At 64.7% G+C, this 19,954-nt stretch carries 19 protein-coding genes; 6 read left to right on the forward strand and 13 right to left on the reverse strand.

What is annotated here, in order from left to right; all coding sequences use genetic code 11:
* Window positions 1-51: 51 nt before the first annotated feature.
* The 6 genes from Q0996_RS12310 to Q0996_RS12335 all read right to left on the reverse strand — a co-directional run bounded on the left by Q0996_RS12310 (window position 52) and on the right by Q0996_RS12335 (window position 6,560).
* On the reverse strand, window positions 52-891 hold the full coding sequence (locus Q0996_RS12310) for an amidohydrolase (protein ID WP_299619774.1): 840 nt from the start codon (window positions 889-891) through the stop codon (window positions 52-54).
* A 32-nt stretch (window positions 892-923) separates the two neighbouring features.
* The gene (locus tag Q0996_RS12315; protein ID WP_299619777.1) at window positions 924-1,958 is read right to left on the reverse strand and encodes an aldo/keto reductase; all 1,035 of its coding nucleotides are present in this window, start codon (window positions 1,956-1,958) and stop codon (window positions 924-926) included.
* Between the two features lie 3 nt (window positions 1,959-1,961).
* Complete coding sequence (locus tag Q0996_RS12320) at window positions 1,962-3,047, reverse strand: ABC transporter ATP-binding protein (RefSeq protein WP_299619780.1); 1,086 nt, start codon at window positions 3,045-3,047, stop codon at window positions 1,962-1,964.
* Between the two features lie 69 nt (window positions 3,048-3,116).
* Window positions 3,117-4,574 (reverse strand): ABC transporter substrate-binding protein, encoded by a 1,458-nt coding sequence (locus Q0996_RS12325; protein ID WP_299619783.1) that lies wholly within the window; start codon window positions 4,572-4,574, stop codon window positions 3,117-3,119.
* Window positions 4,575-4,686: 112 nt separating this feature from the next.
* On the reverse strand, window positions 4,687-5,694 hold the full coding sequence (locus tag Q0996_RS12330; protein WP_299619786.1) for a carbohydrate ABC transporter permease: 1,008 nt from the start codon (window positions 5,692-5,694) through the stop codon (window positions 4,687-4,689).
* A complete protein-coding gene (locus tag Q0996_RS12335) occupies window positions 5,691-6,560 on the reverse strand; it encodes a carbohydrate ABC transporter permease (RefSeq protein ID WP_299619788.1) in 870 nt (289 codons plus the stop codon). Before Q0996_RS12335 ends, Q0996_RS12330 begins: the two co-directional genes overlap by 4 nt.
* Before the next feature lie 358 nt (window positions 6,561-6,918).
* On the opposite strand from Q0996_RS12335, the gene Q0996_RS12340 reads away from it, so the two are divergent.
* The gene (locus tag Q0996_RS12340; protein ID WP_299619789.1) at window positions 6,919-7,683 is read left to right on the forward strand and encodes a sulfotransferase; all 765 of its coding nucleotides are present in this window, start codon (window positions 6,919-6,921) and stop codon (window positions 7,681-7,683) included.
* On the opposite strand, the gene Q0996_RS12345 is transcribed toward Q0996_RS12340, so the two are convergent.
* The 4 genes from Q0996_RS12345 to Q0996_RS12360 form a co-directional block, all read right to left on the reverse strand.
* Window positions 7,680-8,408, reverse strand: coding sequence for a sulfotransferase (locus Q0996_RS12345; protein ID WP_299619791.1), 729 nt, complete (start codon window positions 8,406-8,408; stop codon window positions 7,680-7,682). The two genes, Q0996_RS12340 and Q0996_RS12345, sit on opposite strands and share 4 nt — an antisense overlap.
* A gap of 67 nt (window positions 8,409-8,475) precedes the next feature.
* Window positions 8,476-9,339, reverse strand: coding sequence for an FkbM family methyltransferase (locus Q0996_RS12350; RefSeq protein WP_299619793.1), 864 nt, complete (start codon window positions 9,337-9,339; stop codon window positions 8,476-8,478).
* Between the two features lie 116 nt (window positions 9,340-9,455).
* Window positions 9,456-10,382 (reverse strand): sulfotransferase, encoded by a 927-nt coding sequence (locus Q0996_RS12355; RefSeq protein ID WP_299619795.1) that lies wholly within the window; start codon window positions 10,380-10,382, stop codon window positions 9,456-9,458.
* Window positions 10,379-11,824 (reverse strand): oligosaccharide flippase family protein, encoded by a 1,446-nt coding sequence (locus Q0996_RS12360; RefSeq protein ID WP_299619797.1) that lies wholly within the window; start codon window positions 11,822-11,824, stop codon window positions 10,379-10,381. Before Q0996_RS12360 ends, Q0996_RS12355 begins: the two co-directional genes overlap by 4 nt.
* A 165-nt stretch (window positions 11,825-11,989) precedes the next feature.
* On the opposite strand from Q0996_RS12360, the gene Q0996_RS12365 reads away from it, so the two are divergent.
* From Q0996_RS12365 to Q0996_RS12375, 3 genes are all read left to right on the forward strand, one after another.
* Complete coding sequence (locus Q0996_RS12365; RefSeq protein WP_299619799.1) at window positions 11,990-13,141, forward strand: glycosyltransferase; 1,152 nt, start codon at window positions 11,990-11,992, stop codon at window positions 13,139-13,141.
* A gap of 11 nt (window positions 13,142-13,152) precedes the next feature.
* Complete coding sequence (locus Q0996_RS12370) at window positions 13,153-14,046, forward strand: hypothetical protein (protein WP_299619801.1); 894 nt, start codon at window positions 13,153-13,155, stop codon at window positions 14,044-14,046.
* A 79-nt stretch (window positions 14,047-14,125) separates the two neighbouring features.
* Window positions 14,126-14,848: a sulfotransferase family 2 domain-containing protein gene (locus Q0996_RS12375; protein WP_299619803.1), complete on the forward strand. Its 723-nt coding sequence runs from the start codon at window positions 14,126-14,128 to the stop codon at window positions 14,846-14,848.
* Window positions 14,849-14,879: 31 nt separating this feature from the next.
* On the opposite strand, the gene Q0996_RS12380 is transcribed toward Q0996_RS12375, so the two are convergent.
* A complete protein-coding gene (locus tag Q0996_RS12380; RefSeq protein WP_299619805.1) occupies window positions 14,880-15,788 on the reverse strand; it encodes an SMP-30/gluconolactonase/LRE family protein in 909 nt (302 codons plus the stop codon).
* Window positions 15,789-16,106: 318 nt separating this feature from the next.
* On the opposite strand from Q0996_RS12380, the gene Q0996_RS12385 reads away from it, so the two are divergent.
* On the forward strand, window positions 16,107-16,766 hold the full coding sequence (locus tag Q0996_RS12385; protein WP_299619807.1) for a hypothetical protein: 660 nt from the start codon (window positions 16,107-16,109) through the stop codon (window positions 16,764-16,766).
* Between the two features lie 33 nt (window positions 16,767-16,799).
* Here the strand turns inward: Q0996_RS12385 and Q0996_RS12390 are convergent, their stop codons facing one another.
* Both Q0996_RS12390 and Q0996_RS12395 read right to left on the reverse strand, forming a co-directional pair.
* Entirely contained in the window at window positions 16,800-17,798 is a 999-nt protein-coding gene (locus tag Q0996_RS12390; protein WP_299619809.1) for a glycosyltransferase family 1 protein, read from the reverse strand.
* 5 nt (window positions 17,799-17,803) lie between these two features.
* A complete protein-coding gene (locus tag Q0996_RS12395; RefSeq protein WP_299619811.1) occupies window positions 17,804-18,601 on the reverse strand; it encodes a UDP-2,3-diacylglucosamine diphosphatase in 798 nt (265 codons plus the stop codon).
* Between the two features lie 575 nt (window positions 18,602-19,176).
* Between Q0996_RS12395 and Q0996_RS12400 the strand changes: the two genes are divergently transcribed.
* Window positions 19,177-19,947 (forward strand): DUF1045 domain-containing protein, encoded by a 771-nt coding sequence (locus Q0996_RS12400; RefSeq protein WP_299619813.1) that lies wholly within the window; start codon window positions 19,177-19,179, stop codon window positions 19,945-19,947.
* The last annotated feature ends 7 nt before the right edge of the window (window positions 19,948-19,954 follow it).

Genomic DNA, 19,954 nt, shown 5'->3' on the forward strand with positions numbered 1-19,954 from the left:
GTAGCGAAGCAAAGGGGGCTTGAACAGCGACGCCCAATCGCAAATGCGTGACTACTGGATTCGGTAGACCCGGCAGGCGTTGTCTCCGAGCACCTGCGCCTTCTGCGCCTCGGTGAGGCCCGCCAGGAGGGTGCCCACCGCCTGCCACCAGTCGCCGTAGCCGGCGGTGAGGCTCAGAACCGGCCAGTCACTGCCCCAGATCAGCCGTTCGGGGCCGAAGACGGCAAGCAGATGGTCCACATAGGGGCGCAGGCCGTCCACAGACCAGTCCGCCCCCGCCTCGGTGATCAGGCCGGAGAGCTTGCAGAAAGCGCCGGTCTCCTTCGCGAGGCGGGCCATCGCCTCGGCCCAATCGTCGAAGGCGCCGGCCGCGATCTCCGGTTTGGCGCCGTGGCAGATGACGGCACGCAGGTCGGGATGGCGCCTCAGCAATATCAAAAGATTTGCCAGATGGGCCGGGCGCACAAGGCAGTCGAAGGCCAGGTCACGTTCCTGAATGGCCCGGAAGGCGTCGTTCAGGCTGGGCTGCAGCATCCAGTCGGTATCGGGAATATCGTGGATCATGGGCCGCACGCCCTTGAACAGGGGATTGGCCGCCAGCCGCTCCAAATCCGCCGCCGCCTGCGGCGTGTCCATGGCCACCCATCCGACGACCCCCGCCACCTCGGGGGTCGCCTCGGCCTGCTGCAGCAGAAACGCGCTCTCGGCAACGGTGGCGGCGGCCTGCACCAGTATGACGCGGTCGACCCCCGCGTCCCGGATCAGCGGCCTGAGGTCGGTGGCGCCGAAGTCCCGCTTGATCGGCGCCAGGCCCTCGGTGCCGGGGCCCGTCATCCAGTCGTAGTCGCCCCGGGCGATCTGCCAGAAGTGCACATGGCTGTCGACGATCATGACGGCGTTCCTGTCGAATGCTGCGGCTGGGTTCAGGCGGGCGACGGCGCGTCCTGGCGGAGGAAACCCTCGTTCTTCAGATCGCTCCAGAGGGCTGCGGGGATTTCCTGGGCGAAGGTGGCGAGGTTGCGCGTCACCTCGTCGGGCCGCCGCGCCCCGGGAATGATGGCGGCCACCGCCGGATGGCCCAGGGGAAAGCGCAAGGCAGCGCTCGCCAAGGGTACATCATGGGCCTTGCACACCGCCTCGATCCGGCGCACCCGCTCCAGGATCTCCGGCGGGGCAGGTTCATAGTTGTACATTGCCCCCGGCACCGGCCCGCTGGCCAGAATGCCGCTGTTGTAAGGACCGCCGAGGAAGATACCGATGTCTCTTTCGACACAGAGCGGCAGGAAGCTGTCCAGCACTTCCTGCTCCAGCAGAGTGTAGCGCCCGGCGATCAGGAAGCAGTCGAAATCGCCCTCATGGATCAGGCTCTCCGCCACCTCCCAAAGGTTGAGGCCCGCGCCGATACCGCCGACATCGCCGTTGCGGCGCAGTTCGTCCAGGGCGGCGTAGCCTCCGCCCTTGGCGCCGCTGAACAGCGCCCGGCGATGGGCCGCCAGTTCCTCCTCCGAGCCGATGGAGTCCTTGTCCAGATCGTGGATCAGCAGCACGTCGATGCGGTGCAGCCCCATACGCTGCAGCGAGTCCTCGAAGGAGCGCATCACACCGTCGTAGCTGTAATCGAAGACCGGCTTGAAGGGCAGCGCGCCCTTGAACACGCCCGGCCACTCATGGGCAGGGTCGTGGGGTTTGATCAGCCGGCCGATCTTGGTCGACAGCACAAAGGAGTCCCGCGGCTGGTTGCGCAGGAATTCGCCGACCCGCTGCTCGGCGAGGCCATAGCCGTAGAAAGGGGCGGTATCGATGAAGTTCAGGCCGGCATCCCAGGCCGCTTCGATGGTCGCCGCCGCGTCCCGGTCTTCGATCTTCTCGTAGAGGTTCCCCAGGGGCGCGGTGCCGAAGCCGATCTCCGTCACCTGCAGGCCGGATTTCCCCAGGCGGCGTGTCGCCAGACCGGCCATCGGCTAGAGCGCCCGGCCGCTGTCGGGGTCGAAGAGGTGCATGTTGGTCATGTCCAGGGAGATCGAAACCTGCGCGTCCGGCGCCGCCGGAAAATGGGAATCCACCTGGGCGGTATAGCCGTGGCCCGCGGCCTCCCCGATGATCAGGGTGTGGGGCCCGAGGGGCTCGATGGCCCTGGTGATCAGCGTGATCACGGCCTCTCCGGCCCCGCCACCACTGTTGTGCTCCGGGCGCAGGCCGAAGGTCACCGGCCGGTCCTTGGCGGCACCATAGCGCTGCCATCGGTCCTGCGGGATGGCAAGTTCGCTACCGTCGTTCAGGCGCAACGCGAGGCCACCGTCGCTGCCCACCACTGTCGCCGGAACGAAGTTCATGGAGGGCGCACCGATGAAGGCCGCCACAAAGGTGTTCGCGGGGTTCTCGTAGAGTGTGATGGGATCGGCGGCCTGCTCGATGCGGCCTTCGTTCATCACCACCACGCGGTCCGCCATGGTCATGGCCTCCACCTGATCGTGGGTGACATAGACCATGGTGCTGTTCAGACGCCGGTGCAGGTTCTTGATCTCGGTGCGCATCTCGATGCGCAGCTTGGCATCGAGATTGGACAGCGGTTCGTCGAACAGAAAGACGTCGGGCTGGCGCACGATGGCCCGCCCGATGGCGACGCGCTGTCGCTGACCGCCGGAAAGCTGTTTCGGCCGCCGGTCCAGATAGGGCTCCAGCCCCAGGATCCGCGCCGCCTCGCCGATGCGCGTGGCGATCTCTGGCTTCGGCATCCCGCGCACCTTCATGCCGTAGCCGATGTTGTCGGCCACGGTCATGTGCGGATAGAGGGCATAGTTCTGAAACACCATGGCGCAGTTGCGCAGGCCCGGGCGCAGGTCCGTGACCTCCCGCCCGCCGATGGTGATGGTCCCACCGGAAGCCCCCTCCAATCCCGCGATCATCCGCAGGGTGGTGGTCTTGCCGCAGCCCGAAGGGCCCACCAGGACGACGAATTCGGTATCGGCAATCTCCAGGTCGAGGGCCGGAATGACGGTCACCTCGTCGAAGGCCTTGCTGACACCTTTCAGCTCAACACGCGCCATTGTCAGATAGTCTCAATCGCTAAAGGAGAGAGGTCGGGGATGCCACGGCACCCCCGACCTCTGACCGCCTTACTTGAGCGGCGGCAGGCCCATGGACGAGCGGTAAGCCGCGAGTTGCTCCTCACGACCGAACTCGTCGGTCAGGGCATTCCACTTGGCAGCAATGGCGTCGAGGGCCGCTTTCGGCTCGACATCACCGACGAGCGCCTTGGAAAGCTCGATCTCCAACTCCTCGGTGTAGCTGAAGTAGCCGGGCAGACGCATGTCCAGGGCCACGTTCGGCGCCTCCAGGCTGCCGCGCTGGGCCGCCAGATACATCTTGGCCTCCTCGGGCGAGAAGGTTTTCAGCCAGCGGTCCAGGTTGGTGAAGTGGGAGAAGCGGTAGGGATTGACACCCGATCCGCCGGTCACCGCCGCCTGGCCGGAGTTGTCCGGGTTCGAGGCCCACTCGACATAGTGCCAGGAGGCATCGATGTTATTGCCGGACTGCGGCACCGCCGCCTGCCAGCCGCCATAGGCCATGAAGGGCGAATGGACCGGCTCATCGAACTCGTCCCAGGCGTTGGTCTTGTGGTTCCAGATGCGTGTGGAGCCCGGCGTCAGGGCGGAGCCCACCGAACCGGCGATCTGGCTCTGCGCCTTGTCTGAGGAGATGGTGCCGGTGTCACCCCAGTCGAAGTTCATCGCCACCTGGCCGCCGGCAAAGACCGTGCGGATATCACCGGAGGTGAAGTTGAGGGCACCCGGCGGCGCATAGCCGACCGAGCGGATGTAGTCCTCCAGCGCCTTCACCCAGCCTTCGTTGTTGACCTGGGCGTCCATGGTCTCCGGATCGAAGAACATGCTGCCCGGGTTGTTGGGGTTGTTGGTGTAGCTGGCGGCATGGGTGAAGAAGAACCAGAACTGCTGGCCGCCGCGGCGGAAGGCCTCCGCCGTGCCCCAGAGCTTGTCTTCCGGCCGGGTGAAGAACTCGGCGATGTCGTAGTACTGATCCCAGGTCGTCGGCGCCGCCAGGTCATAGCCGTACTTGGCCTTGAAGGCCGCCTGCTCCTTCGGGTCGTTGAAGAGGTCGAGACGGTAGGAGAGCGTGTGCAGGTCGCCGTCGATGGTCTGGGACAGATGCTTGCCGTTCCACACCATCAAGCGGTCGCGGTACACCGGTGCGATGTCCTCCCACTCCGCGGTGGTGCGGATCTTCTCTGGCATCTCCGAGAGATAGGGCGCGAAGTCCGGCGTCCAGGCCGGCGCGAAGGTGATGACGTCGAAGGCCGCCTCACCCGCCACCATGGCAGTCAGGTATTTCGGATAGAGTTCACCGAAGGGAAACTCCACGACTTCGACCTTGCCGCAGGTCTGCTTCTCCCAGCCCTCGCCCGCGGCCTGCATGGCCGAGGCGATGAAGGGGCCGGTCTGTGAACCGACCTTCAGGGTCACTCCGCTGAAGTCGGGCGAACAGGCCAAGGCCGCTCCGGAAAGACCCAGAGCCACCGTCAGCCCGCTAGCCGTCGCACATAGAATTTTTCTCATTAGCATTTTCTCCCTCTGCTTACTTTCTTGGTTCGTCGTTTAATGCCAGCGCACTAGATCACTGGCGCTCCGTTTCCTCGTGTTCTCCACTCCATCCCGCTCCGATGTATCCCTAACGAATACCGCCCAGCGTCAGGCCGGAGCGCATCAATTTGGCGAGCAACATGGCCACCCCCATCATCGGCGCGATCCCGAACAGGGCGGCCACGGAAATCGCCCACCACTCGTCCCCCCGATAAGAGTTCTGCCCCGACAGCAGGATCGGCAGGGTCTGCCATTCCGAAGTGGTCAGCAGCAGGGAAAAGAGAAACTCGTTCCAAATGAATGCGAGGGTGATGAGCGAGGTGGCAATCAGTCCGGGCCGCGCCATGGGCAGCACGATCTCAAAGAATATCCGGATGCGCGGCACGTCGTCCACCAGGGCCGCCTCCTCGATCTCGACCGGCAGTGCCGCGAGGAAGTCGCGCATCAGCCAGACCACGATGGGGATGGAAAAGGCAGTATAGCAAAGCACCATGCCGAGAAAGCTGTCCAGCAGCTTGAAACCTTCGCGGCCGATCTCGGAGTAGAGCAGGAACAGCGCGAAGGCGGTGACGATGGGCGGGAACATGCGCTGGGAGACGAACCAGAAGAGGACGTCATTGTTGCCCAGCACCGGGCCCGGCAGGGGCAGCCGGTTGGCCAGCAGGCAGGCCGGCAGGGCCAGAAGGAAGGCCAGGCCCATGGCCTGGGCCCGGGAAAAGCCGAGGGTTTCGTTGAACAGCAGAAAGCCGCCGATGGCCAGGGCCGCGAAGATCAGCCCCGAGAGCAGCCGGATGCGGAACTCGAAGCGCACCAGGGCATAGGCCGCCATGGTGCCGAACAGAACCGACAGAGCGGTTGCGGTGATCGAAATCAGGCTCGAATTGATGAAGGGGCTGATGAAATCGCCGCGGATGCCGGAGAAGGCGTCTATATAGGCCTGCAAGGTCGGCACGAAGTCGATATAGGGCAGATAGGTCGGCCCCCCGTTCACGGCCGTGGGGGGCTTCACCGAGGTGACCAGGGTCCAGTAGAGCGGAAACAGGGTCACCAGCGCCCAGAAGAGGCACAGCCCGAAGACCAGAGGGCGCTTCATCATGCCCGCTTCTCCAGATGCGGCCGCAGGACTGCCAAATAGACCACACCGATGATGATCACTACGATGAGGAAGAGGAACGAGAGGGCCGAGGTGTAGCCCAGATTGAACTTCTTGAAGCCCTCCTGATAGGCGTAGAGCGTCAGGGTTTCGGTTGAGACACCGGGCCCGCCGCCGGTCAGCACGAAGACCGTGTCGATGATCTTGAAGCTCTCGATGATGCGGATGAAAACCACCGCCGCCGAGATCGGCAGCAGCATGGGAAAGGTGATGCCCCAGAACTGCTGCCAGGGCGTGGCGTTCTCCAGAGCGGCCGCCTCATAGACGTCCCGCGGCAGACTCTGCAGGCCAGCCAGCATCAGCAGGATGACAAAGGGCGTCCACTGCCAGACCTCCACCGTGACAATGGTGCCCAGGGCCCAGTTGGCTTGGGTCAGGAACGGCAGATTGGGAAAGCCGAGGAGCGTGAAGAAGTGGTTCACCGGGCCGACGGTGGAGTGAAACAGCATGCGCCCCACCAGCGCGACGGCGATGGGCGCCATCAGCATGGGGAAGAGAAAGACCACCCGGAATAGCCGTTCCCCCGGCACCCGGCTGAACAGGGCCAGGGCGACGGCGAAGCCGATCACGTACTGAACGAAGACCGAGGAAAACACGATGCCGGAGGTGGTGGTCACCACCTGCCAGAAGCGCTCGTCCCCCAGCAAAGCCCCATAGTTGTCGAAGCCGATGAACCGCGGCGGCCGCGGCGGAACCAGGCGGATGCTCTGGAAGGAGACGGTCAGCGAGTAGATCAGCGGGAACAAGCCGATCAACAGCACCACCAGAAACGCGGGCCATATGAACAGATATTTGACCGGCTCGCGCACGTCTGGGGCTCCCCTCCCGCTGGGAGGCTCCGGAAAAGCGCTCTCCCGCTGTCGTCTTTTGGACGTTGATTGCGCAAGAGCTTATTGCAGGCGCGGGCGCATCTCAACCTTCATGCGATGGTCTGGGTGAACTTGCCTAGTGGCTGATATCCCTTGGGAAATCAACACCGACACTAGGATCACAACCACAGGCTGGTTGGCGGTGGCGGGCCGAAGATCCAGGGCTGAACGGACCGCCGTTCCCGCCTCAGCGTTGTCCCTTGCAACCCGGATCGAGCCTCCGGAGAGTGCGCCGGAGGCCACGCTGTCCCTGTCCTCGGGACCTGCGGCACCGCTGACAATTGAGGTTTCCCTGCGCATGACGCTCAAAGACGTTCAGAGTCCGACCCGGATGCTCGGCTCCCTCGGCGACAGGCTGCGGCGCGCCGTCGGGCACCGGGACTACACCCGCTTCATCGTGCTGTCACGATCGCGCACCGGCTCCAACATGCTCATTTCCTTCCTGAACTCCCATCCCGATATCCTGGTGGAGGGGGAGGTCCTCGCCAAGCTGAACGGGCGCGATCACAGGGACATCCTGGCCAGGGTTTACGGAAAGCAGCCCCACCACGTGAAGGCCAAGGGCTTCAAGGTCTTCTACTACCATCCCCAGGACGGCGACCCGGACAGCCTCCTTGCCGATCTGATCGGCCAGAGAGACCTGCGAGTCATCCATCTAAAGCGGCGCAATATCCTGCGCACGCTGATCTCACGAAAGATCGCGGCGGCCCAAGACGTCTGGGCGGTCACCACATCCACGCCCACCGAGATCGCGCGGCGCAAGGCCGTCCGCCTGAGCGTCGAGGAACTGGAAGACGGATTCCGCCAGACCCGAGCCTGGGAAGAAAGAGGCGACGCGGCCTTCAGCGGCCACCGCACAGTTTCGATTTATTACGAAGACCTGGTCGCCAGCCCTGAGGCCAGCTTCGAGACCATCCTCGGCTTCCTGGACCTTCCCTACCGGCCCTTGGAGACCAATCACCGACGACAGAACCCCGAACACCTCGAAGACCTGGTGACCAACTACGGCGAACTGAAGGCTGCCTTCGCCGGAACCCCTTGGCAGGACTTCTTCGAGGACTAGCCAAACAGCGCCTGTACGTCGGTGTCCGGCGGAAAGCCGGCGCGCGCGTCAGGGCCGGCGATGCTGGGGCAGTAGATATCGTACTCCAGTTCACGCTCCGGAATTCCCAGCGCCGCGATGCTTCGGCCGATCATCGCCGTATGTTCCGCGGGGCGGGACTTGCGGGTGTTCATGTTCTTCTCCGGCCGGCGGTAGCTGCCCGTCTTCCCGAGAAACCCGCAGATCTTCGTCGCCGCCGCCTCGTCGCGGATGAAGTTCACCACCAGCAGGTCCGAGGGCCGCTCGGAGAAGTACGACAGCACGGAAAGATGATGGGCATTCCGCTCCCGCACCCAGGCTTTGACCGCCTCTTCGGTGGCGTCCCAGTGCGCGCCGCCCTTATAGGTATGTGCCTTCTTTGAGCGCTCCACATGCGCCAGACGGCTGTAGATCCAGCCGTCGAGATCGCGCACCTGCAGGATGAACTTCGATCCGGGAAAGAGCCGGTCGAGCTTCGCCAGGTCCTTCGGAATGCCGTCGCTGAAGCAGTCGTAAGCGCGTAGCAGCGCCAGGTCGTCACAGCTCCGCCAGCGGTTGCCGTGATAGGAGGGACGGCCGAGCGACTCGAAGAGGGCGTGCAGCGACGAGGTGCCGGTCTTGTTGAAGCCGACTGCGAAGACCTTCTTCCGCGCAAGGCCGGTCTGGTTCAGAAGCCGGCGCAGCACAATGCTGGATCTCTGTTTCACCTGAGGAAGTTCCATGAGCTTTCTCTGTCAGGTCATCGGCGAAAACCGCCCTGGCGGCCGCATCGTCTCATGCACTCGCCGCTTCCGATCCCGACGCTGAATCGGCGAGAGCCGGCGGCAGCAGCACCTGGTTGCCGTGGACCTTCCGGTCCATCCGGTATCCAAGGCTGAGGACGCTTTCCGCGAGCCAGCTTTGCGCCGGCAGCGTCTCCAGCACGAGGATCGGCAGACAGCGCGCGATGGTCTTCACCGCGCCGGCCAGCGCCTGCTGTTCGAAACCCTCGACATCGAGTTGGATCACCGAGACCTGCCTGTCGGAGGGCACGACGTCGTCCAGGGCGACAAGGTCGACCGCGGTGGTCAGGCGGTCCGAAAGACCGCCGGCCTCTTCGACGACTTGGCTGCTACCCCCCAGGGCGCGCCCGGTCCGGTCCCTGACCTGCATGACCGCGCGCGCCCGCGCCGGGCCCAGACCGCTGTTCATGAGATGGACGTTGTTCAGCCCATTGATGGCGCAGGTCACGTCGGCGCATCTGAAGTTCTCTGGGTTCGGCTCAAAAGCCCATACCTGCGCACCGGCTGCGCAGGCCCGCGAAAGTGCGGGCAGAAAGTCCCCGAAGTAGGCCCCGGCGTGAACGATGTCGCCCCCGCCGCAGTTGTCTGTCAGGAAGGCGATGGTCTCCGGCTCGTAAACGCCGCCCTGAAGGATGGTCCGTGCTGCGGGGCGATGGCGCGATGAGAGGGGAACGCAGAAGCCGCCGTTCTCGGTATAGGCAATGCAACAGCCCAGGGTTTCCTCAACACCCTCCAAAGGCGCGGCGAAGCGCGGCGAGCTTTGAGCCTGTCCGCTGCCGCCCTGCCGCACCAAGTGGCTGATCACCCGCTTGGGGAGCACCGCCTTTGCCAGGTTGCGGACGGAGCGCTGCACCATGCTATCGAGACCTCCCGCCTTGGTGTTGGGTCTTCATGCCGCGCAGGGGCCGATCCAGACAAGGGCCATAGATGTGGCCAAGCGGCAGTGGGTCGTGCGGTCTCCGGCGCCGCCGGTCATCCATAGCCGAACTCACTTGCGGTCCTGCCGGCACCGCGCTTCAGGATGGCCGCCTCGACCGTGCCCAGCCGGACCTGATCCTTGCCGTCCAGGCCCTTGATTTTTTGCATCTCCTGCGGCCGCGGGACGGGCCAGCCGAGGTAGTTGCTGAGGCGGGCAACCGTAGCGTCCTCGCCGAGTTCCTCGTAGCGCAGCAGCAAGCCGATGCCCTGGCTCTGCAACTCAAGAAAGTCTCGGCTGAGACGGCGCCAGTGGGCGCCGAAGCCATAGGGGGTCGTCACCATCCGGTTGGGCCAGCGGGCATACCAGGAGAGCTTTTGCCGGTAGGACCGATAGGCATTCAGCGGATCGCGGACCAGGAACACGAAGCGCGCCCGCGGATAGAGCCAGCGCAGATAGCGCACCTCGTCCGCCCCGAGGCGCACCTCCTTCAAGCCCCAAAGGCTGCGGCCCAGGGCCTCAGCCGGCGCCGCGAGAAGCGCCTCCAGATAGGCAAGATGCGCGGCACGGAAGGACGCCGCCGGCGGGTAGAGGTTGGCGACCCAGGCGTTGGAGAGATCCACGCCCGCGGGGCCGGCAAAGTCGCTGTCCCGCGGCCAGACCTCCGAGAAGGGCCTGAACTGGTCCGCCAGCCCCTGGATCGGCAGGGCGAGGTCATAGGGCTCGCCCCAGATGATAACCGCCGGGTTGTTTGCCATGACCATGCGCTGCAGCAGCGTCGAGCCGGAGCGCCAGCCGGCGGACAGCAGAAAGACCGGCGAGTCGGTCAACGGTGCGACCGCCCCCTGTTCTCCCGTGCTGCCGCCGAAACGCGCCTCAAAGGCGGCCAGTTGGGAGTCCAGCCTTGCCGCGTAGGTCTTGGCGCCCCGCGCGCTCTGCCGACTGCGGTGGGGACCGAACAACAGGCGTCCCAGTCCCTTCATGGCGAGAGCCTCCGCGCCGCCCAGACCCGGCGCAGCGCTGCCAAACCCTCGAGCCAGACGACATGACCGGTTGCCGCGGCCCCCAACAGCCACAAGAGGGCGCAGCCGGCGATGACCGTCAGCAGATCGATAAGGTCCGTGACCCCCGGCCCGCCCAAGTGATAGGCGGCGGCCGGCACCGACGCGAAGACCGCGACGAACGCGGAGCGAAGGTAGATGATACCGAAACGCCGGCCCTGGAAGCTCACAAGGTCTTTGATCGCAACGAAGTTGGCGGTCACGAAGAAACAGGCGACCAGAACCCGTGACATGGCAAAGGCTTCGAGACCGAGCGCGGCGCCATAGGCCGCGGTCGAAAGCGAAAAGACCGCCGTGGCGCTGCGGAAGGTCAGGAGGCGGGCGATCCTGCCGTGAGGAACCAGGACCTGCTCCGGCTGCGGCAGGATCACGATGATGGCCTGGGCCAGGAGGATCCAGGCGAAGATCTCTCCTGCGGGCCGCCAGTTCTCACCGAACACTAGGGTGATGAAGGGCACGGCAATCAGCCCCAGCGCCAGGAAGACCGGCCAGACCAGCACGGTATTCAGCGCCACCAGCTTTTCCACCCCGGCGGCGATGGAGTGCCCGTCGCGGATCGACTTGGACCAGGCCGGCACCAGGACCCGGGCCACCGGCGCAAAGATGCCGTTGCGGTAGAGGTTGGGAATCTGCGACGCCCGGATGAACTGCGCCACCAAAGCCGGACTGGTGAAAGCACCGAGGATGAACCGCGTGCCCTGGGTGTTGGCCGTGCTGATGACTTGCGAGAGCGATAGCAGACCGCCGAACCGGGTGATGTCCCGCCAGTAGACCAGCGACGGCCGGATGAAGGCATAACGCGGCAGAACCAGCATGGGCAGCAGAGCCGAGAGAAAGGCGGTCAGCAGGATGCCCCAGGCGAGCGCCATGTAGCTGTAACCGGCAAAGGCGAGAGAGACGCTGAGCAGCGTGCCCGAAACGTTGGACAGCAGGCCGATGTTATGCAGGGCCCCGAACCGCATCTCCCGGGTCAACAGAGCCGTGGCCGGCGCCCCGAAGGGCGCGATCAGGAAACTCAGCGCCAAGAGAGCCATGACCTCGGCGATGCCGGAGCGGCCGTAGAACTCGGCCAGGTGATGGCGCGCCAGGAACAGCAGCAGCCCCAAGACCCAGGACATGATCAGCATGACCCCGAAGGCGGAGCAGATCTTCTCCGGATTGAGGTCCGGCTCGCGGATGAGATAGTTACCCACCCCGAAGGTGCGCAGCGCCGTCAGCACCGCAGCCGCCGACATGGCCAGGGCGAAGATGCCCAGTTCGTCGGGCGTCAGCAGCCGCGCGATGATGACCGCGGCGGCGAACTGCAGACCGTACTGCAAGGTCTGCTCGCTGAAGGTCCAGGCCAGTGAGGTGCGTACCGACAAGGCGGCGGTCCTCAGCGAAGGGCCGTGCCGGTGACGGGGGCGCTCAGGCCGGACATGCACAGCCCAAGAATGTCACTTCGCCCAGCCGGCGCTCATGGTGTAGTGACCTGAAAGCAAGGCTGGCCCCCGCTGTTTCGCTCTTCACCATCTTCGGTCCCGCTCCGCATGGCTCGCGATAGACGCAGTGTTCTCTTCCTGCCCGCCTGGTGCGAAGCCAACCCCTATCAGCCGTTGCTCGCCAAAGCGCTCGCCGATGAAGGCTACGGCGTCGACTTTGCAGACTATCCGAAGGCCCGCCTGCCCCTCTTCCGCCTGCTGTGCAGCCGCCGCGATGCCGGTGTGCTTCACATCCATTGGATCGCACCCTGGATAAGGCCGCTGCTGTGGTCTGCCAATCCGCTCAAGCGCCTCATCAAGCTACTGCTGCTGATCCTCGATCTCAGGCTCTGCCGACTGCTCGGTGTGCCGGTTTACTGGACGATCCATAACCTCGTTTCCCATGAGAGCGCGGACCCGCGGTGGGAGCTGCGCCTCCGGCGCCAGATCGCACGCCTCGTCGATGGATGCTTTGTACACAGCCAGAGCGCCCTTGCCCTGTTGGAGCGCGAATACGGTGTTACGCTCGCCGGGAAGACCCGGGTCGTTCCCCATGCGAGCTACGTCGGACAATACCCCGCGGCACCCCCCGATGCTGTGACAACGATGCGCCATGATCTGGGCCTCGAAGCCTCGGATTTCGTCTATCTCTTCGTCGGCGCGATCCGCCGGTACAAAGGCGTTGAGGAGCTTGTCGAGGCTTTCCGAACTCTGCCGGACGACGATGCCCGTCTGGTCATTGCCGGGGCCGCATTCACGCCGGACATAGAAGACTGGCTGCGGGCCGCGTCGGCCGAGGACCCGCGGATCGTCCTGCGGATCGGCTACGTTCCCGACGAGGACCTGCCGTCTTATCTCAGCCTCGCCTCCGTCGTGGTCTTGCCCTATGCGCGGACCCTGGCCTCCGGTTCGGCCCTGCTCGCCATGTCTTTCGCCAAGCCGCTGATCCTGCCCGAAGCCGCCAGGGTCTTCGACGTTCCCGGCGACGACGGCGCGCTCTACTTCGAACCCGGGCAGTTGCCTGAAGCTCTGAGGCGCGCCCGACGCGCCGACCTGGTACGCATGGCTGCCGCCAACCGTGCCGAGGCCGAGGCGCGTACTTGGCCTGCAATGGCCGCGATCACCGCCTCCGCCTATGGAACCCCGGACGTCTCCGCCAAGACAGGTCAGCCCGGCTTCGGTCATCCAGGGGGTCCACGCCCCCAAAGTGGCCGGGTCTGAACGCCAATCCGATGCTCGGAAAGCTGCGGCGCCTGGTCTGGACCCTCAGGGATGGTCAGAAGGACCTCAGCAGACTGAACCGAACCCAGCAGGCGCTGCTGTGGTCGGAACTCAGGCGCGAGTATCGCTCGCTCATCGAGTCGGAGCGGTTCCGTGATCCGAAGAGGCTCAACGGCTTCGGCTACTCCCTCTACTCCCAGGCCGACGAAGACGGCATCCTGGCGGAGATCTTCAGACGCATCGGCCCCGGCCCCAGGACCTTCGTCGAATTCGGCTGCGGGAACGGCCTGGAGAACAACAGCCATGCGCTGCTTCTGGACGGCTGGCGCGGACTCTGGATCGATGCGGACGCGGCCCAGCTCTCCCGCGCGGAACGGCGCTTCGGCGATCTCGTCGCCAGCGAGAGGCTGCACATCAAGGGCGCGCTCATCGACAAGGGTAACATCAACGCTCTGATCGGCGCGGTCTTTCAAGGCGAGATCGATCTCCTTTCCGTCGATATCGACGGCAACGACTTCCACATCCTGCAGCAGATCGACTGCATCGCGCCCCGGGTCATCGTCGTCGAGTACAACGCCCGCAAAGGCCCGGCCATCGACTGGGTCATGGCCTACAACGATCACCATTCCTGGGATGGGACGGACTACTTCGGCGCATCCCTGAAGGCCTACGAGCTGCTGCTCAAGGAACGGGGATACGCCCTGGTCGGCTGTTCGATCTCCGGGGTCAATGCGTTCTTCGTCAGGGACGAGCTGGTGGGAGCGGATCTGTTCTCTGCACCTTTCACTGCCGAAAACCACTACGAGCCGCAGCGCAAACATCTGCGGATGGGCATCCACACCGCCCACGGGCGCAGCTACGGCCCCTGGCAGCGGGCGGAAACGCTGTTGGAGAGCGGCGCATGAAGCCCTGGAGCTCAGATCTGGAGCGGCAGCGACAGGGGCTCCGCGGCACGGCGACGCTTCGGGGCCGGGGGACCCTGCGATGATCTCTCATCACCACAAGTGCGTGTTCATCCATATCCCGAAGAACGCCGGGCAAAGCATCGAGCATGTGTTTCTGGATCTCCTGGGGCTGACCTACGAAACGCGGGCACCGCTGCTGATGCGGCCCAACGACCGGCCCGAACTGGGGCCGCCCCGGCTCGCGCACCTGAAGTGGCACGAGTATGTCGGCTGCAAGTACATGACCCAGGAGCAGTTCGACAGCTACTTCAAGTTCGCCATCGTCCGCAACCCCTGGGACCGGGCGGTGTCGATCTACAAGTATTACCGCTTCCAGAAGACGTGCAGTTTCGCAGACTTCGTCGCCAGGCATCTCAGCGATTGGATGTGGCAGGAGCGACACTGGTTCGTCGGCCCGCAAAGCGACTTCATCTGCGATGCGGAGGGGCGCCTGAGGGTCGACTTCCTCGGACGCTTCGAGAGCCTTCACAGCGACTTCAAGAAGGTCTGCGAGGAAATCGGGCTGCCGCCCATCGATGTGCCCCACGTGAACCACTCGATCTCCCGGATCGAGGCACCGAAGGAGAGGGCGGAGGGGCGCGCCGGCCGCATGCTGAAACACCTCTGGTGCCGGCGCGAGGAGGCGGCCTTTCCCACCTACCCGGACTACCGCGACTACTACGACGAGGCAGCCCGCCGCCAGGTCGCCGACCTCTACGCGCCGGACATCGCGCGCTTCGGCTACAGCTTCGACGGCCCCTGACGGGCACCCCCACGACTAAGCTACTTCGGTGCTAAGGCCACTGCACGCCGCGGCGGTTCAGGGTCACGGCGTAAAGCGAGGTGGTGGCGGTGATGAAGAGCTGGTTCTTCTTCGGGCCGCCGAAGGTCACGTTGGAGACCGTCTCCGGCACCTTGATCTTGCCCAGCAGTTCGCCCGCGGGGGAGTAGCAGTGCACGCCGTCGGCGGCGCTGGACCAGATGTTGCCGTCCTCATCCAGGCGGAACCCGTCGAACACGCCGGCGTCGCAGACCGCAAAGACATCGCCGCCCGACAGTTTGCCGTCGTCGCTCACCTGGAAGGCGCGGATGTGGCGCGGACCGTCGGGGTCGTGGGAGAGACCGGTATCGGCGATGTAGAGGATCTTCTCATCGGGCGAGAAGGCGAGACCGTTGGGCTTGTCGAAGTCGTCGGAGGCCACCGTCAGCTCGCCGCTGCTCGGGTCGAGGCGGTAGACATAGTTGGCGCCGATCTCGCTGTCGGCCTTGTAGCCCTCGTAGTCGGAGAGGATGCCGTAGGGCGGGTCGGGGAACCAGACGGTGCCGTCGGACTTCACCACCACATCGTTCGGTGAGTTGAGGCGCTTGCCCTGGTAATTGTCGGCCAGGACCGCGATGCTGCCGTCCCATTCGGTGCGGGTGACCCGGCGGGCGCCGTGCTCACAGCTCACCAGCCGCCCTTCGCGGTCGCGCGTGTGGCCGTTGGTGTAGTTGGAGGGGCGGCGGAATTCGGTGACCCCGGCCCCCGGCGTCCACTTCATCATGCGGTTGTTGGGGATGTCGCTCCACAGCAGAAAGTCGCCATCGCAGAAGTAGACCGGCCCTTCGGCCCAGAGGGTCCCGGTATAGAGCTTGTCGACCTTGCAGTTGCCCAGAAGATAGTCGCTGAAGCGCCGATCGCGCACGTCGTAGTCCGGGTGCATCGCCCCCCTCCCCTGCAGTTCCGGGCCTCCGCGCCCGCTTGTCCGGGAACCAGTTTAGCGCTCCAATAGTGGCGGGCCAATCTTGGAGGCCTTCTATGGAGCCAACCTTTGACCAGACTCCCGCTTCAAGCGAGCCACCAGTAAGCCATGGATGTCCTTTTTCCCAACGCCTTGGTGGATCCAGGGGAATACCTACAGGCCCAGGCTCTATGGCGGCGTCTTTTCGACCGTATCAAGTGCGAGGACTACCGGGGCCCGATGTGGACCGAGTGGATGAGCACCACCTTCGCGGACGGCACGCCCTGCTACGATGGGTCCATGGCGATCTACAGCCAGCACTGCGCGGAAAGACGCAAGGGGATCAAGATCTGGCAGGTCGACCCGGCCGAGGACGGGATGACCGAGTCGTACCTCATCCCCTCCATTGAGCCGTCGGGGGAGTTCGGCGAGATCGATTCGCTCGATATCTCCTGTGTTCTCACTGAAGAGAACATCGCAAGGGTCGAAGGGCTGATTCGCCTCTATATGGTCGAGGACCTCACTCCTGAGGCGATGATCATGCGAATCGGCACGCAGTTCCCTAAAGTTCACAAGGAACCCCTGCAGCACCCGGTCCTCGTGTCCCTGGACTATGGTCTCCGCAAGCACTTCTGCGCCTTGCGGGGGACCCTTGCGAACTGCGCGGCAACCTATGACGCGAGCCCAACGCCAGGCACTCCGATCAATGCTCGGTTCAGCTTCTCGCGTTCACCCGGCGACAGCGCCAAGATCGAGGTTGTCGCCCAGGCAAAGGCGGGCGGCAGCGGTCTGACGCTCACCTACCGGATCAGCAACAGCGATGGTCGGTTGCTGGCCGAGGGTCCGCGCGCAACCGTCGGCGAAGACATGGCCGCCCCAGGCGTCCAGGCCGTCGCCGATGCGTGGCTTGGTGAAATCACTGACTTCGTGCAGGAGAACCGTCACCTCTTCGTCAGGTGATGGCGGTCTCTTCGGGTCGCTTCGGTTCTGGTCCTACACCAGCCGGTGGAGATTTTCGCGGAACATCTGGGCGCAGTGGGCCCAGGAGAACTTCAGGGCGTGCTCGCGACAGTGGCCGCGGTCGATCTTGATGGCCTCGCGGGTGGCGCTGCCCAGGTCCTCGCTCAGAACCCCCACCCCGGCGCCGTCGACGATGTCCAGGGGACCCGGCACCGGATAGGCCGCCACCGGCATGCCGCTGGCCAGGGCCTCCAGCACCACCAGGCCGAAGGTGTCGGTGCGGCTGGGAAAGACGAAGACGTCGCCGGAGGCATAGTGGGCGGCCAGATCCTCACCCTGCTTGGCGCCAACGAAGTGGACGTCCGGAAAGGCCGCTTCCAACTCCGCGCGCTGCGGGCCGTCGCCCACCACCACCTTGCTGCCGTCCAGCTTCAGGTCGAGGAAGGCCTGAATGTTCTTCTCCACCGCCACGCGACCGACGTACATATAGATCGGCCGCGGCAGGTCGAGGGCCGGCGTCGCCTCCGGCCGGAACAGCGTGGTGTCCACGCCGCGTGTCCAGTCCACCAGTCGCTCGAAGCCCCTGGATTCCAGCTCCTGGCGCATGGACTGGGTCGCCACCATGACGGCGGCCGAGGGTCTGTGGAACCAGCGCATGAAGCGGTAGCCCAGGTCCGGGGAGACCGGCGCCCGGGCCGCGAGGTACTCGGGAAAACGGGTGTGATAGGAAGTGGTGAAGGGCAGCCTGCGCTTGACGCAGTAGTTCCTGACGGCGACCCCGATGGGCCCCTCGGTGGCGATGTGAATGGCGTCGGGGGCGAAGGCATCGATGCGCTTCTTGAGCCCGAGGGACGGCAGGATCGCCAGCGGAATCTCAAGATAGGTCGGACAGGGCAGCGTCTTGAAGAGGTGCGGTGCGAGCACCTCGAAGACATCGCCCTGGGGCTCCAGCTCCTCGCGGACCCGGTTGAGGGTACGCACGACGCCGTTGATTTGTGGATACCAGGCGTCGCTCGCCAGCAGAATACGCATAACGCTCAGGCGGCGGCGGTTGCCGGCTCCAGCATGGGAAAGGCCCGCAGTTCGGCCCAGTGCAGGATCTCCAGCCGGCCGTCCATATGCTCGACGAGCGCCGTGCAGCTCTCCACCCAGTCGCCGTCGTTGACGTAGAGAATACCGTCGATCATGCGCATCTCCGCCAAGTGAATGTGGCCGCAGATCACGCCGTCCACCTTGTGGCGCTTGGCCTCCGCCACCACCGCGTCCTCGAAGTTGCTGATGAACTGGACCGCGTTCTTCACCCGATGCTTCAGATAGGCCGAGAGCGACCAGTAGCCGAAGCCCAGCTTACGCCGCAGGTAGTTGAAGACGGTGTTGACCTGCAGCATGGTGACGTAGGCCCAGTCGCCCAGGAGCGCCAGCCAGCGCGCGTACTTGACGATCCCGTCGAACTCGTCGCCGTGGATCACCAGCATGCGCTTGCCGTCGGCGGTCTCGTGGATCACCTCCTTGATCACCTCGACGCCGCCGAAGTGCATGCCGAGGTAGTCGCGCAAAACCTCATCGTGGTTGCCCGGCACATAGACCAGGCGCATACCCTTGCGCACCTTGCGCAACAGCTTCTGCACCACGTCGTTGTGGGCCTGCGGCCAGTACCAGTTTCTTTTCAGGCGCCAGCCGTCGAAGATGTCGCCGACGAGATAGAGCGTCTCGCACTCGGTGTTCTTCAAGAAATCGAGCAGGTAATCGGCCTTGCATCCCCGCGTCCCCAAATGAATGTCGGAGATGAAGATGCTGCGATATCGCGAAGGTCGCGTAGGTGCCAGGCCGTCCATCGGTCGAGTCCGCATATCCCACAAGGCTTGCCACAGCGGCGGTCTTTGCGCGGCTTATAGCAACTCGCCCGAAGCGGAAAAAGGACGGCTGTGCAAATGCTGGGGAATATAACCTCAGCTTCACTGCATTGTAACGAAACCTACATGTAGCGATTACTTTTGGTTAATTATTGCTCCACTAACCCGAGTCGTTCGCTTTTGGCCGAATACTTACGGAAGCCGAATCATCCCGGAGGACGGTTCGAACGCCGGCCGACTCCGCCAATCAGTTCCGTCGCCCGGCGGAGTCGATCAGGTCAAATCCAAACCCCCGACCCAAGTCCCCCGACCCAGATATCCCGGCCCGGATATCCGACATGGAACTGTCGCGATACCACAACCTCAACGTCACAGAATGTTCATGATAGCCATGCAAGCAGACGGGGCTCGCCGCCGCTCCGCAGCCACGGACGGTGCCTGCGGCCTCCCCGGGCGAAGGCCCAGGCCGATCTGCCTGACGGTTCCGGGAAACCCACTTTAGGCCAGAGGGTTAAACCTGTTATATCGCATGTCGTGTTAGGAGTATGCTTGCCGCTGTGAAAACACTATCGACCGCCCGCTATGCGGTGTACTTCGCGCCGGTCTACGAAGCCGCCTTCTGGTCGGCGGCCCAGCGCTGGCTCGGCCGCGACTGCATCACCGGGGAGCCGCTGTCGCCGGGATCGGTCGACGGCCTCGATCAGGGCGCGGTCGCCAAGGCCACGGAAAGTCCCCGCCACTACGGATTTCACGGGACCCTGAAGGCGCCCTTCCGGCTGGCCGAGGGCTGTTCGCTTGACGACTTGCGGGCGGCGACCGCCCAGCTCGCCGCGTCACAGACGGCCTTCCTGGCTCCGCCCCTTGAGGTGACGGCCCTGGGGCCTTTCCTGGCAATGACCCTCTCGGCCCCTTCGCCGGCGATGTCCGGCTTGGCCGATGCCTGCGTGCGCGACCTCGAGGAGCTACGCGCGCCCCTTGGAGAGGCGGAGTTGAAGCGGCGGCTGTCCGCCGGTCTCAGCGAGCGCCAGGAAGCGCATCTCCGCCGCTGGGGTTACCCCTATGTCTTCGAGGAGTTTCGCTTTCACATGACCCTGACCGGGCGGCTGGACGAGGAGATGCGCCATCGCCTGAAGACTGTTCTCGCCGAACGATTCAGACCGCATGTACAATCGCCGCTGCCGGTTCGGGAGATCGCCCTCTATGAGCAGCCACTGCCGGAGGAGCCGTTCCTGCTGGTCGACCGCTTTGTCCTGTCCGGGCAGGCCTCGGCCCACCCGGACGCCGGACTGCAGGACCCGGAAACCCTGTCTTCCGGCTCCCCGGCGTGAAAACGCT

The organism is Pelagibius sp., assembly GCF_028289705.1.
In the GTDB taxonomy this organism is placed as follows: Bacteria; Pseudomonadota; Alphaproteobacteria; order Kiloniellales; family Kiloniellaceae; genus Pelagibius.